At 71.8% G+C, this 13,856-nt stretch carries 12 protein-coding genes; 3 read left to right on the top strand and 9 right to left on the bottom strand.

From position 1 onward, the window contains the following. Window positions 1-357, top strand: coding sequence for a response regulator (locus tag OJ997_RS27980; protein ID WP_270028605.1), 357 nt, complete (start codon window positions 1-3; stop codon window positions 355-357). On the opposite strand, the gene OJ997_RS27975 is transcribed toward OJ997_RS27980, so the two are convergent. Beyond that, a complete protein-coding gene (locus OJ997_RS27975; RefSeq protein ID WP_270028604.1) occupies window positions 343-3,006 on the bottom strand; it encodes a diguanylate cyclase domain-containing protein in 2,664 nt (887 codons plus the stop codon). The two genes, OJ997_RS27980 and OJ997_RS27975, sit on opposite strands and share 15 nt — an antisense overlap. Next, window positions 3,003-6,047, bottom strand: a complete 3,045-nt coding sequence (locus OJ997_RS27970; RefSeq protein ID WP_270028603.1) for a response regulator — start codon at window positions 6,045-6,047, stop codon at window positions 3,003-3,005. The genes OJ997_RS27975 and OJ997_RS27970 overlap by 4 nt, the downstream gene beginning before the upstream one ends. Before the next feature lie 122 nt (window positions 6,048-6,169). On the opposite strand from OJ997_RS27970, the gene OJ997_RS37880 reads away from it, so the two are divergent. Further along, window positions 6,170-7,372, top strand: coding sequence for a response regulator (locus OJ997_RS37880; protein ID WP_270028602.1), 1,203 nt, complete (start codon window positions 6,170-6,172; stop codon window positions 7,370-7,372). A 3-nt stretch (window positions 7,373-7,375) separates the two neighbouring features. Here the strand turns inward: OJ997_RS37880 and OJ997_RS27960 are convergent, their stop codons facing one another. The 5 genes from OJ997_RS27960 to OJ997_RS27940 form a co-directional block, all read right to left on the bottom strand. After that, window positions 7,376-7,591 carry a hypothetical protein gene (locus OJ997_RS27960; protein WP_202952450.1) on the bottom strand — a complete coding sequence of 72 codons (216 nt, stop codon included), beginning with the start codon at window positions 7,589-7,591 and terminating at the stop codon, window positions 7,376-7,378. 40 nt (window positions 7,592-7,631) lie between these two features. After that, a complete protein-coding gene (locus OJ997_RS27955; protein ID WP_270028601.1) occupies window positions 7,632-8,369 on the bottom strand; it encodes a hypothetical protein in 738 nt (245 codons plus the stop codon). Between the two features lie 47 nt (window positions 8,370-8,416). Continuing rightward, window positions 8,417-10,480 (bottom strand): elongation factor G, encoded by a 2,064-nt coding sequence (fusA, locus tag OJ997_RS27950; protein WP_270028600.1) that lies wholly within the window; start codon window positions 10,478-10,480, stop codon window positions 8,417-8,419. 67 nt (window positions 10,481-10,547) lie between these two features. Beyond that, window positions 10,548-11,312, bottom strand: coding sequence for an RNA polymerase sigma factor WhiG (gene whiG / locus OJ997_RS27945; RefSeq protein ID WP_270028644.1), 765 nt, complete (start codon window positions 11,310-11,312; stop codon window positions 10,548-10,550). 38 nt (window positions 11,313-11,350) lie between these two features. After that, on the bottom strand, window positions 11,351-12,253 hold the full coding sequence (locus tag OJ997_RS27940; protein WP_270028599.1) for a tyrosine recombinase XerC: 903 nt from the start codon (window positions 12,251-12,253) through the stop codon (window positions 11,351-11,353). 99 nt (window positions 12,254-12,352) lie between these two features. Between OJ997_RS27940 and OJ997_RS27935 the strand changes: the two genes are divergently transcribed. Then, window positions 12,353-12,661, top strand: coding sequence for a hypothetical protein (locus OJ997_RS27935; protein WP_270028598.1), 309 nt, complete (start codon window positions 12,353-12,355; stop codon window positions 12,659-12,661). Here OJ997_RS27935 and OJ997_RS27930 read toward each other — a convergent pair. Together OJ997_RS27930 and OJ997_RS27925 are read right to left on the bottom strand one after the other, a co-directional pair. Continuing rightward, window positions 12,658-13,563 carry a hypothetical protein gene (locus tag OJ997_RS27930; RefSeq protein ID WP_270028597.1) on the bottom strand — a complete coding sequence of 302 codons (906 nt, stop codon included), beginning with the start codon at window positions 13,561-13,563 and terminating at the stop codon, window positions 12,658-12,660. The two genes, OJ997_RS27935 and OJ997_RS27930, sit on opposite strands and share 4 nt — an antisense overlap. Then, the coding region (locus OJ997_RS27925; RefSeq protein WP_270028596.1) for an RNA polymerase sigma factor at window positions 13,556-13,856 on the bottom strand (301 nt) is incomplete at its 5' end. The genes OJ997_RS27925 and OJ997_RS27930, both read right to left, overlap by 8 nt.

Genomic DNA, 13,856 nt, shown 5'->3' with positions numbered 1-13,856 from the left:
ATGCCGCGCGTGCTGATCGCCGACGACGACCCCGTCATGCGGATGCTGCTGAGCGCCGTCGTCAAGAGCGACCCGGAGCTCGAGCTGGTGGCCGCCGCCGAGGACGCGACGGAGGCGATCGCGCTCTCGCGGGAGCACGCGCCCGACGTCGTCCTGCTCGACGTGGAGATGCCGGGCGGCGGCGGACCGCACGCCGCGCGGGAGATCAAGGCGGCCGCGCCCACAACGCGAGTCCTCGCCCTGAGCGCCCACGAAGGCGGCGAGCAGCGTGACGCGATGGAAGCCGCGGGCGCCGACGGCTACGTGATCAAAGGCACGCCGCCGGCTGAGATCGCACGCGCTCTACGCGGCGACTAGCGCCCGGGCACGCCCGGCGTGCTTGGCGTCGTACAGCGCGGCGTCGGCGCGGGCGAGCAGCTCGTCCTCGCTCTCGGAGCCGTTCCAGATGGCGATGCCGGCCGAAGCGGTCTGCCCGAACGGGACGACCGCGAGCAGGCGCTCGACCACGATCCGCGCGCCCTCCTCGTCCGAGTGCGGGAGCAGGACCGCGAACTCCTCGCCGCCGTAGCGGGCGAGTGTGTCCGTCGCGCGCAGCTCCGGGCGCCACGCGTCGGCGGCCGCGGCGAGCAGCTCATCGCCGGCCTGGTGCCCGTACTGGTCGTTGTAGGCCTTGAAGCGGTCCAGGTCGAGCATCGCGAGGCACAGCGACCCGCCGTGGCGGCGCGCGCGCTCGAGCTCGCGCGCGACGTCCTCGTCCCACACGCGGCGGTTCGGGAGCTCGGTCAAGGGGTCCGTCCGCGCCGTCGACTGCAGGCGGGCCAGCAGGTCGGTGCGGTGGATGGTGATCGCGGCCTCGGCGGCGAGCAGGCGCAGCAGCTCGGCGTCCCGCGCCGACAGCTCCGCGCGGCGCTCGAGCCAGCCGACGGCCAGCACGCCCACGGAGCGCCCGTCGCGCAGCACCGGCACCCAGGCGGCGGAGGTGGAGCCCGCGACGGCCTGGCAGCTCGCGGCGCGCACGTCGTCGAGCACGTCGGCGACGTGGACGAGCTCGCCCGTGAGGTACGCCTCGGCCGTGATCGCGAGCGCGTCGAGCTCGACCGACATGCCGAGCACGGCGGCGCCGGCGGCCGCGGAGACCGCGAGCGCGTTGGCGCCCGACGGCTCGAGCAGCACGACGGACGCGGCGCTCGTGACGTCGCGGGTCGCGCGGCAGAGCGTGTTGCGCGCCGCGAACAGGTCGTTCTCGGCCGCGAGCTGGTGCGCGACGTTCGACAGGGTCTTCAGGTCCTCGGCCTGCGCGGCCACGCGGGCCTCGGCGTCCCGGCGCTGCAGGAACGAGGTGACCTGGCCGCCGATCGCCTCGAGCAGGCGCGTGAGGCCGCTCTCGGGCTCCCGCGGCGTACGCGAGATGAGCGTGATCACGCCGACCGGCGCACCGTGCGCGCGCAGCGGCAGGGCCACCAGGGAGTAGATGCCCTCGGCGACCGCCTCCTCACGGCGGGTCGACATCGGATCGCTGGTGATGTCGCCGATCCACAGCGGCACGCGCGACATCCAGGCCATGCCCGGGAAGCCGTCGCCGACCTCGTGGGAGAGCCAGTCGCCGGCGCGGATGAAGCGGTCGAGGCTCGTCCCGGGGGCGGTCCAGGAGGAGAAGCGGCTCAGGCGCTCGTCGTCGCCCATCCGCCACAGTTCGGCGCCGTCCCAGCCCAGCTCGTGGCCGAGGATCTCCAGCAGCGCCGGGCCGGCGTCCTCGAGGCTCTCCATCGACGTCAGGCGGCGCATCACGGCCTGCTCGGCGGCGACGTGCTGCTGCGCGCGGCGCTCGTCGGTCGTGTCGCGCATGACGCCCACGAAGCCGGTCGGGAGCCCGTCCCAGCCGCTGATCGCCCGCACCTGCACCTCGCCCCAGCGCTCGGCGCCGGCGGCGGTCAGGTAGCGGTGCGAGTGGCGCAGCGCGGCGCACTCGCCGCTCATCAGCGGAGCGAAGGCGCGCGCGTGGTCCGGCCGGTCGTCGGGGTGCACGAACGCCCACACGGGCTTGCCGAGCGACTCCTCGACGCTGAAGCCGGTGGCGATCGTCCAGGTGCCGGTGAGGTGCGTCCAGCGGCCCTGCGCGTCGGTCTCGAACACGCAGTCGCTGACGCTGTCGATGACGCGGCGGTGACGCTCCTCGCTGCGGCGCAGGCGCATCTCCGCGTCGCGGTAGTCGGTCAGGTCGAGGCTGACCATGACCGCGCCGAGCTTGTCGCCCGTCGGTCCGAGCACCGGACCGCCGCTGGCGAGCACGGTGCGCCGGCCCTCGTCGGAGTCCAGCGTGACCTCCACGTTGGTCAGGCGCTCGCCGCGCAGCGCGCGCAGCAGCGGCGACTCGTGCGGGCCGAGCGGGCGGCCGTCGAGGTGGCGCAGGCCGAAGTGCTCCGCCCATTCGAGCGGGTGCAGGTCGTCGTCGACCGCGGAGCCGTCGAAGGCGTGCAGGCGCCCGCCGGCGTCGACGACGCGGACCCGGTCGCCGAGCTCGTTGAGCACGGCGCGCAGGAAGATCTCGCGCTCCTCGAGGGAGCGGCGCAGGGCGACCTCGTCGGTGATGTCCCGTAGGACGATCGCGGCGTGCGTGATCTCGCGCCCCTCGGCGAACGGCAGCACGTCCATCCGATAGTCGCGCCCGTTGCGCGAGCTCGCGGTCTCGAACGTGCCGGGGTGGCCTTTCAGCGCCTCGTCGATCAGCGCGAACAGGGTCGCCGAGCGCTCCGCGTCGAGCACGTCGGGCAGCCGGTTGCCGAGGAACTCGTCGCGCGACCAGCCCGAGCGCTCGAGCGCTTCGCCCTCGAGCTCGACGACCCGCAGGTCGCGGTCGATCAGCGTGAGCGCGATGTTCTGGTCGTGCACGGCGAGCCGGCGCATGCGGCGCTCGGCCGCGAGCGCGGTGTCGCGGGCCCGGGTCGCGCGCCACGCGAACGCCAGCGCGGCCAGGGCGACGAGCGTCGCGAGCGCGACGCCGATCATGACGCCTCTTCCAGGAGGGCCGCACGCAGCGCGTCGCGCGTGTCGGCGAACACGCGGTCGAGCGCGTCGAGCTCGGCCGGCGCCGCGACGCCCGCCCGCTCGACGTCGTGGGCGAGCTGGGCCATGAAGGCGGCACCGATGTTCTGGCAGGAGCCCTTGAGCTTGTGCGCGCTCTGGCGCACGGCCTCGCCGTCACCGGCGGTCGCGCCCGCGCGCAGCTCGGCGAGCAGCGGCGGCGTGCTGTCCACGAACAGCTCGATCAGCTGGTCGACGATCTCGGGGTAGTCGTCACGGAAGACGCGCATCCGGGCGTCGTCGACGAGCGCGTCGAACGGATCGGCGGCGACGGGCACCCCCGCGGCGTCGGCCTCGGCGACCGTGCCCGGCCCCGTGCCGAACACCCGCTCGAGCGCGGCGTCGAGCTCCTCCGGGCGCAGCGGCTTGGAGAGGTAGTCGTCCATGCCGGCGGCGAGGCAGCGCTCGCGGTCGCCCTTCATGGCGTGCGCGGTCATGGCGACGATCGGCAGGCGGCGCGTGCCGGCCTCACGGCTGCGGATCGCGGCCGTGGCGGCGTAGCCGTCCATCTCCGGCATCTGGCAGTCCATGAACACGAGCGCGTACGGACGCACGGAGAGCATCGTCAGCGCCTCGCGGCCGTTGCCCGCGCACTCGACCTCGTAGCCGCGCTTGGCGAGCATCGCCTGGATGACGCGCTGGTTGACGGCGTTGTCCTCGACCACGAGGATCGCCTCGCCGCCCGCGCTCGGCGAGAGCGCGGTGGCCGGGGCGGCGATGTGCTCGGGCACGGCGCCGAGCGCCTCGGCGACGGCTTCCAGCAGGCGCTCGCGGCGGACCGGCTTCTGCAGGTAGGCGGCGATCCCGGCCTCGCGCGCGTCGCGGCGACGATCGGTCGTGGAGGTGAGCATGACCAGGCCGCTGTCACGCAGCGACGGCGCGAGCTGGATCGCCTTGGCGAGCTCGATCCCGTCCATCCCGGGCATCTGGCCGTCGAGCACGACGACCTCGAACGGCTCGCCGGCGCGCGCCGCCTCGTGCATCGCCTGCAGCGCCGCGGTGCCGGCGTCCACGCTGTGGCACTCGACGCCCGGGCGGGCGAGGTACGCCTCGAGGATCTGGCGGTTGGTGGCGTTGTCGTCGACGACGAGGACCTTGAAGGTGTCGGGCAGGTTGCGCACCCGGATCGCCGGGCGCGGCATGGTCGGCTCGGCCAGGACGGCCGTGAAGGTGAACGTCGAGCCGGAGCCGGGGACCGAGGTGACGTCGATCGCGCCGCCCATCAGCTCCGCCAGCTGGCGTGAGATGGCCAGGCCGAGGCCGGTGCCGCCGTAGCGGCGCGTGGTCGACGTGTCCGCCTGCGCGAACGAGTCGAAGAGCTTGCCGATCGCCTTGCGCGAGATGCCGATGCCGGTGTCGGTGACGTCGAAGCGCACCCGGCCGCGTTGGCGCGTGACCCGCACGGTGACCTCGCCGGTCTCCGTGAACTTGATCGCGTTCGAGAGCAGGTTGGTGAGCACCTGGCGCAGGCGGCCGCGGTCGCCGTTGACCATCGCGGAGACGTCGTCGTCGATCCAGGTCAGCAGCTCGAGGCCCTTGCCATGCGCCTGCGGCGCGAGCATCTCGCAGGTGTCTTCGACGGCTTCGCGAAGATCGAAGTCGTGGTGGTCGAGCTCGAGCTTGCCGGCCTCGATCTTGGAGAAGTCGAGGATGTCGTTGATGACGTCGAGGAGCGCCTCGCCGGAGCTGGCGGCGGTCTGCGCGTACTCGCGCTGCTGGGGCGCGAGCTCGGTGCCCAGGAGCAGCTCGGTCATCCCGATCACGCCGTTGAGCGGCGTGCGGATCTCGTGGCTCATGTTGGCCAGGAACTCGGACTTCGAGCGCGAGGCGTCGACGGCCTCGGCCAGGGCGCGGCGGCGCTCGCTGACGTCGGTGCCCATCGTGCCGGTCGCGTAGACCGAGCCGTCCTCGGCGATGAGCGGGAACTTGACGAGGTGGACGGCCCGCGCGGAGTCGAGGTCGCGCTCGTGCTCGTGGGCCTCGCCGGTCCGCAGCACGTCGAGGTCGGTGACGCGGATCCGGGCGGCGACGTCGGGCGGGAAAAGCTCGTCGTCGGTGCGGCCGATCACGTCCACCCCGACCTGCCCCATCGTCTCGCGCCAACGCTCGTTGACGAGCAGGTAGCGACCGTCACGGTCCTTGACCGAGATCGTCGTCGTGGTGTGGTTGAGGATGCCGTGCAGGCGGTCGGACTGCACGCGCAGGGCCTCGTCCCGCGCGGAGAGCGCCTGCGCCATCGCGTTGAAGGACTGGGCGAGCTGCCCGATCTCGCCGGCGCCGCTGGCCTCGACGCGCGTGTCGAGCTGGCCGTGCTCGAGCCGCTCGGCGGCGCGGCGGACGCGGCGGACGGGGACCAGCACGCGGCGGTTGAGGACGTAGGCGAGGCCGACGAGCAGCAGCACGGACAGCCCGGCGCCAGCGGCGCCGAGGAGCAGCATGCGCTCGCGCAGCTCCTGCGAGCGGGCGCGGCGATCGAGCGTGAGCGACTGCTGCGCGTTGCTGAGCGCCGCGAACTCGGCGCGCAGCGCGTCCAGGCGCTCCTTGCCCTCGGCGGTGGCCTCGCTCGCGCTCGTCTCGCGGGTGCCGCTGATCAGCGGTTCCGTGTAGTCGCTGACGTACTCGTTGACGTGCTCGGTGATCGAGCGCACCCGCTTGTCCGTGGTCGGGTCGCTCTGGCGGGCGAGCTCGTCGAGCCGGACCGCGAGCAGCTGGCGCCCGTGCTGGTAGGGCTCCAAGAACTTGACGTCGTCGGTGAGCATGTAGCCGCGCACACCGGTCTCGAGGTCCACGGCCGTGCGCTCGAGCTGGAACGTCGCCTGCGTCATCGCGGTCGTGCGGCGCTGCGCCTTCGACACGGTGTCGAGCGCGCGCACGGACATGAACATGAGGGCGAACATGCCCGCGACCACGATCGCGATCAGGCCGAGCGCGGCGAGGATCGGACCGCGCAGACTGCGCGGACGCATACGGTGGAGGGACCGGACGGACATCTCAGTACCATCCATCGGCCGGAACGGACGAAAGACGTAGCCGGTGTGAGGGTCGCCCGGTCAGCGACCAGACTTGCAAGCCCCGGTCCGCCTGCCGCGTGAAGATTCTCATCGTCGATGACGAGCCTGGAACACGGCTCATGGTCGCGTCCACGGTCCGGCGCCTCGGTCACGAGGTGCTCGAAGCCGAGGACGGCACCGACGGCTGGCGGCGCTTCGAGGCTGAGCGTCCCGACGTGGTCATCACCGACTGGGCGATGCCCGGCCTCGACGGGACCGAGCTGACCGCGCGCGTGCGCGCGGCCCAGGGCGGCGGCTACACGTACATCATGATCCTGAGCGCGCGCGTGGACGAGCAGGCCTCGCGCGAGGCGGTGCGCGCCGGCGCCGACGACGTACTCGCCAAGCCGCCCGACCCCGCCGAGCTCGAGCGCGGGCTGATCACCGCCGACCGGCTGGTGACGATGCACCGCCGGATGACGAGCGACGCGCGTCGCGACCCGCTGACCGGCGCGGGCTCGCGCCTGCGGCTCGACGAGGACCTCGTGGCGCTGTGCGCGCGGGTCGTGCGCTACGGGCACGCGTACTGCGTCGCGATGATCGGCGTGCAGCCGGGCGGCGAAGACGCGGTCCGGCGCGCGGGCGCGGCGCTCGCGCACCAGATCCGCTCAGGTGACGTGCTCTACCGCTACGGGCCGGCGCAGTTCGTCGTGCTGCTGCCCGAACAGGGGCTGGAGACCGCGAGCCTGGCCGCGAACCGGCTGCGCGACGCGACGGAGCTCGCCGTGCCGGAGGGCACGAGCGTGAGCGTCGGGATCGTCATGACGGGCTCGGAGCCCGAGCCGGGGCCGCTGCTGGCGTCGGCGGAGGCGGCGCTGGTCGAGGCCGCGCAGTCCGCGGGCGGTGTCGCGGGGCAGGGCGCCGCCGAGGGGCAGGCGATCCGGCTGCTGCTGGCCGACGACGATCCCGTCTCGCGCCTGATGCTCGGCGCGATCCTCAAGCGGGAACCCGGCTTCGAGGTCGTCGGCGAGGCCGAGGACGCCAACCAGGCGGTCGAGCTCGCGCTGCGCCGACGGCCGGACGTGGTCCTGCTGGACGTCAACATGCCCGGGGGCGGCGGCGCGCGGGCCGCCGTGGAGATCCGCGAAGGGCTGCCGGACGTGAAGATCGTCGCGATCAGCGCCGACGACTCACCGAACTCTCAGTACGACATGATGCGAGCCGGAGCCGTCGGCTTCCTCACGAAGGGCTCGTCGGACGACGAGATCCTTCGCGTTATTCGGTCCTCAGCGCGTTGGTAGTCGTCAGTCGCCGGCAGTGAGGGGCGCGAAGTCGCCCGTGATGCGCGCGCGGCGCCGATCACGAACTTCGCGCTGGCCGCCGCCGGTTGAACCGGGGAGGCGGCGTTCCTTCTTGCGGCGGTCGACGATGACCGTCACGTTGGGATCGTCTTCGTAGTAGCCCGCGAGCTTCGGATAGAGCTCGTCGGCAAGGGGCTCGGGTACGACGCAGTAGATCACGGCGCCGATCCTAGTGACTCGGCCCGCGGAAAGAGATCGGTCATGTGTTGATTTGGAGGTGCAGAGCGCCGCGTTCATCCGCAGCGGCGTTCGGCACTTGCTCTTCCGGGATCAACTCGGACAGCTCGTCACCCTGCGCGTCGCGCCGCACGCCGCCCGCCTCGTCGGACAGGTCGACCTCGAAGCGGTACCAGGACAGCTCCCACATGACGGTGATCGCGACGACCGCCGGACGGTCCGGACGGGGGCGCACGCAGACCGCGGGCGGCCCGAGCGAGCGGGCGACGCCGCCGACCGTGCGAGTGTGGTCGGACGTGTTGAAGACGTCCAGCGCGCGCTGCATCTTCAGGTCCGCGTTGGTGGGCACGGCGCGGATGTTGCGCGAGGCGGACCGCGGCGGCGGTGCCGGTGCCGGCTCCGGACGCGGGGCGCGAACCGGCGGCGGGGGCTCCAGCCGCGACGGCGGCGCCGCGGGCAGCTCGTCGTACTCGGGCTCGCCCGGTTCCTGGCGCGACGCCGCGCGGTCTCGCCGGCCGGCGCGGAAGCGGTCGATCAGCCCGCGGCCCTCGCTGCGCGGGTGGCGCAGCTCGAGGTCGTCGGCGCCCGACTCGCGGATCCAGCCCTCGTGCTGGGCGCGCGTGATGCACAGGTCGCACACCGTCCGGCGCTCGCCGCCCGCGAGGTAGTGCTCGGGATGCTCACCGCGCAGCAGCGTCCGCCCGCAGATGTCGCACGCGACGTCGAGCTGGTTCGTGCGGATGTCGCGGGTACGGGCCATCGGAGAGGGTGAGGCTAGCAACGCTCCCCCACCCCCTCCGCAACCGTTTATGCGACCGCTTCGGCCTCTTCCTTCGCCTTCTCGGCGACCTTCTGGGCGAGGTGCGCGGGGATCTCCTCGTAGCGCAGGAACTCGAGCGTGTACTCGCCCTGGCCGCCCGTCACGGCGCGCAGATCCGGCGCGTAGCTGAGGACTTCGCTCATCGGCACCTCGGCCTTGACCTCGGTCATGCCGCCGGCGGGCTCGGTGCCCAGCGGACGCCCGCGGCGGGAGCTGAGATCGCCCATCACGTCGCCGACCGAGTCGTCCGGCACGGAGCAGCTGATGAGCATGATCGGCTCCAGCAGCACCGGCGTGCACTGGGACATCGCGTCACGCATCGCGATGCTGCCGGCCATCTTGAACGCCATCTCCGACGAGTCCACCGTGTGGTAGGAGCCGTCGAACAGGGTCACCCTGACGCCCTTGACCGGGAAGCCCGCGACGGCGCCGCTCATCATCGCCTCGCGGACGCCCTTCTCGACGGCCGGGATGAAGCCGTTCGGGATCGCGCCGCCCTTGATCGCGCTGACGAACTCGAAGTCGCCCTCGGGCAGCGGCTCGACCTCGATGTGGCAGTCGCCGAACTGGCCGCGGCCGCCCGTCTGCTTCTTGTGGCGCCCGTGGGCCTTCGCGGTCCCGCGGATCGTCTCCCGGTAGGGCACGCGCGGCGGCTTGAGCGTGACCTCGGCCCCGAAGCGCGAGCGCATCCGGTCGATGATCACCTCGACGTGGATCTGCGAGAGGCCGGCGACGATCTGCTCGCCCGTCTGCTCGTCGCGGTGCAGGTCGATCGTCGGATCTTCCTCCTGCAGGCGGCGCAGCGCGGTGTGGACCTTGTCCTCGTCGCCCTTGTTCTTGGGCTCCATCGCGAAGGCCATGACCGGCGCCGGCAGTTTGATCCGCGGCATGTGGATCGGCTGGTCGCGCGCCGCGAGCCAGTCGCCCGCGTGGGTCTCTTTGAGCTTGGCCACCGCGCCGATGTCGCCGGGCCCGAACTCGTCGGCGTGGCTGACGTCCTTGCCGCGTGGCACGAGCAGCTGGCCGACCCGCTCCTTGTGATGGGTGCGGGTGTTCATGACCTGCGTGTCGTGGTTCATCGTGCCCTGGTAGACGCGGAACAGGTTGATGCGACCCGCGAACGGGTCGGCGCGCGTCTTGAACACGTACGCGAACATCTCGCCCTCGGGGTCGGGCTCGAGCTCGAAGCCCTCCTCGACCGTGATCCGCTCGTGCTGGGCGGGCGACGGGAGGTCGTCGATGATCGCGTCGAGCAGCCGGTTCGCGCCCAGCCGCGTAGTGGCGATGCCGCACGTGACCGGGAAGATGTGCCCCGTGTCCGTGCCCTCCTCGAGCGCCTGGACGATCTCGTCGTGGGAGATCTCCTCGCCCTCGAGGTAGCGCTCCATCAGCGACTCATGGTTCTCCGCGACCTCGTCCATCAACTTCTCGCGGTACTCCTCCGCCTGGGCCTGCAGCTCCTCCGGGATCGGGATCTCGGTGCAGTTGCCCTCGGCGTCGTACTGGTAGGCCTTCATGTCGACCAGGTCGACGAGGCCGTTGAGGTCATGCTCGACGCCGATCGGGATCTCGGTCGCGACGACGTGCGGCCCGAAGGCCTCCTTCAGCGAGTCCAGCGCACGGAAGAAGTCCGCTCGCTCGCGATCGAGCATGTTGACGAAGACGAGACGGGCCACGTGCAGCTCCTGCGCCCGTTCCCACAGGCGGCGCGTGGAGACCTCGACGCCCATCACGCCGTTGACGACGAACACGGCCGACTCGCAGACGCGCAGGGCTCCCAGCGCGTCGGCGATGAAGCTGGGCTCGCCGGGGGTATCGATCAGGTTGACCTTCACGTCGCGCCACTCGAACGAGGCGAGTGACGCGGAGATCGACATGCCGCGGGACTTCTCGTCCTCGTCGGCGTCTGAGACCGTGGTGCCGTCAGCCACCGAGCCGAGCCTCGTCGTCGCGCCGGCCTCGAACATCAAGGCCTCGTGCAACGACGTCTTCCCGCTCCCTCGGTGGCCCACTAGGGCCACGTTGCGAATCCTATCTGCGGCGTACGACATGCCTGGCGCTCCTCTCTCCCAAGAAATGGCCGAGAGGAACGCTACAGGGCTTTTGACGCTTGTGACGTTAGTCGCGAAGGTTCTCGGCCTGGAGCCGAGACTTCAGCCGCAGCACGGCCTTCGTGTGCAGCTGGGAGATGCGTGACTCGGTGACGCCGAGGACCTCGCCGATCTCTCGGAGCGTCAGGTTCTCGTAGTAGTAGAGGGCGATCACGAGCTTCTCGCGCTCCGGCAGCGCGGCGATCGCGTCCGCCAGGCGGTCCTTGAGCTCGGACTGCGCGAGCAGCGCCTCCGGGTCGGGCGCGTCCGGGTCCTGCAGCGTGTCCAGCAGCGACACGCTGTCACCCGACGAATCAGAAACGGCCCACAGCTCGTCCAGCGCGACGACCGTCGACGTGGAGATCTTGACCAGCGACTCCTGGAACTCCTCGACCGTGAGGTCCAGCGCCTTCGCCATCTCCTCGTCGGTCGGCGTGCGGTGCAGCTGGTGCTCGAGCTTGGCGTGGACCTTCTCGATCTCACGGGCGCGGGCACGGACGGACCGCGGCACCCAGTCCAGGGCGCGCAGCTCGTCGATGATCGCGCCCTTGATGCGCGTGATCGCGTAGGTCTCGAACTTGATGTCGCGTGAGAGGTCGAACCGCTCGATCGCGTTGATCAGCCCGAGCAGGCCGTACGAGATCAGGTCGGCCTCTTCGACGTGCGCCGGCAGTCCCGAGGACATGCGGCCGGCGACGTACTTCACAAGTGGTGAATAAGCGACGACGAGCTGTTCACGTGCACGATCGGAGCCGTCCGTCTTGTAGACGGTCCACAGCTCCTTCAGCTCGATCGCTTTTACGTTGGTCTCCAGGACGGCCCCTTAGTTCCTTACGCCCGCGGGTGACTCTTCGCATACGCCGCCCGCAGCCGAGCGGACTCTACCCGAGTGTAGACCTGGGTCGTCGAGATACTCGCGTGTCCGAGCATCGTCTGGATCGCGCGCAGGTCCGCGCCGCCGTCCAGCAGATGCGTCGCGAACGAGTGGCGAAGGGCGTGCGGATGCACGCCCGTCTGCGTCGCAGCGTGCTTCGCCCACACCCGCAGGCGGCGCCGGACATCGCTCGTGGACAGCCGCTTTCCGCTCTTGGAGAGGAAAAGCGCCGGATCCTGGTCGGCGGATTGCAAGGCGGGACGGGCGCGCTCGAGGTAGGCGGCGATCGTGCGCAGCGCGGGCTCCCCCACGGGCACGAAGCGGGTCTTGGAGCCCTTGCCCTCGACTCTCACCTGCTCCTCGTCGAAGTTGACAGAGCCCGTGTCGAGGTCCACGAGCTCCTCGGCGCGCAGGCCGGAGCTGTAGGCGAGCTCGAACAGCGCGCGGTCGCGCATCTCTAGTGGCGTCGAGGCCGGGATCTTCTCCAGCAGCCGCTCGATGTCCTCGGGCTTGAGGGTCTTCGGCAGGCTCTGGGGGAGCTTGGGCGCGGGCAGCAGGTCCGCCGGATTGGACGCGATCTCGCCGTGCTCGACCAGGGAGCGGAAGAGGCTGCGGGTGGATGCGAGCTTGCGCGCCATCGTGCGCGGGGCGGCGCCCTTCTGGGACAGTCGGGCCGCCCAGCGGCGCAGGGCCTTGTAGTCGACCTGGGCGGGGCCGAGGCCGTTCGCGGTCGCCCAGGAGGCCAGCTCGGCGGCGTCGGTCCCGTACGCCTTGCGGGTGCGCTCGGCCGAGCCGCGGAGCTGCAGGTCGGCGTCGAAGGTCCGCAGCGCGGCGCGCCACGGCTCGGAGATCGCGGCCAAGCCTCGCCCTACGGGCTCGTTTGGCTGTCGGGATCGCCCAGAGGGCGATCCCGCGGGCACGGGTTGCGTCATGGCCGTGCCTTCGTAGTCTGGGTGGGAGTGAGCGCGTTCTTCATCGACACGTCATCCGGTCAGATCGCCACCCTGAACCGGCTCGTGCAGACCGGCGTGGCCAACGGCAGCGATCCGCCGCCGCGTCCCTGGCATCCCGTCCGCGGAGACCGGGACGCCAGCACGCTGTGGTACGCGGTGTTGCGCAAGCAGACCAAAGGCGTGTTCATCGGCACCCTTGCCATTCGCCACTCGGACCATCATGCCTCCCTGCTCGAAGGCGGATGGGAAGAAGTTGCCCCGGAAGCGGTCGACGGCGGCGAGGCCGGCGTGGCTCCGGGGCCCTTCTCGGTCTAACGCTGCTGCTGCGCCGCGTCGATGTTCGGCGCGTCCAGGAGCTTCAGGTTCTCGGGCGTCGGCTCCAGCTGCTCGTAGCGGTCGACGGTGGTCGTGATCGTCGTGGTGCCGAGCGGCTTGCCCTGCTCGGGCTTGCCGTCGACGATCTTCGGCTCGTAGCCGGTGATCGTCGTCCTGCTGCCGAGCGGCTTCGCGGTCTCCGGGTCGACGTAGTAGACCGTCGTGCCGGGCGGCATCCGCCGCTCGCTGGGCCCCGCGCGGTACGCGTGGGCGGGCTTGCCGTTGAACGTCGTCTCCCCCAGGTCCTCCGCGCCGCGGATCTCCTCGCGGAACCGGTCGACCAGCGTCGTGACGCCGACCTTGAAGCCCTGCTCGAGCTCCTCGGGGTCCCAGCCCGGGTCGGTCTTCTTGGTCACCTGGACCTCGTGGCCGCCCTTGTCGTTGTGCATCAGCGTGCGGAACGTGCCGCCGTCCTGGTCGTGCTCATAGCGCCACTCGCCGCGCGGCTGCCGGGTCTCCATGACGTTGTGCATGCGGTCCCGGTACTGCCACTGGCGCAGCTTGTCGTAGCTCTCCAGGGTCGGCAGGCCGGTCTGGACGCTGGTCGTCTCGGTGTACGTGATGAGGTCCCGGGGCGCGGTGGCGGCGAACGCGCGCTCGGCGAGGCTCGCCCGGATCGGCCCTGGAGCGTGGTCGGCGCCGGGCAGCGCGGCGAGCGCGACCACGGCGGCCGCGGCCAGGGCCGTCACGGCAAGCGCGACGCGGGGCGCGCGCCGGGTACGGCGTCGATGCTGCTCGGGCGGCGTGGCGAGGATCGCGCGCAGGACGTCGTCCGGCGGCGGGGAGACGCGCGCGTGGGCGGCGGGATCGGACTCGCGCAGCTCGAGAACGGGATCAGGCATCGAGAGGCTCCAAGGGGAAGTCGAGGTCGAGCGCGGCGCCCTGCTCGCGCAGATGCACGGCGAGACGGCGGCGGGCGCGGTGGACGCGCATCGCGAAGGCCGGGCGGCTCACGCCCGCGGCGCGGGCGGCGTCGGCGAGGCTCAGGCGCTCCCACGCGACGAGACGCAGGGCTTCGCGGTCGGGCTCGCTGAGGGCGGCGAACGCCCGCAACGTGGCGTCGCGCTCGGCGAGGCGGTCCGCGGGGTCGCGGGCCGCGTCCGTGAGGGCGGCGCCGGAGCGGCGGCGGTCGGCG

Origin of the sequence: Solirubrobacter phytolaccae, from assembly GCF_027587195.1 — a bacterium.
Taxonomy (GTDB): Bacteria; Actinomycetota; Thermoleophilia; order Solirubrobacterales; family Solirubrobacteraceae; genus Solirubrobacter; species Solirubrobacter phytolaccae.
This window is presented reverse-complemented; position numbering and strand designations above follow the sequence as displayed.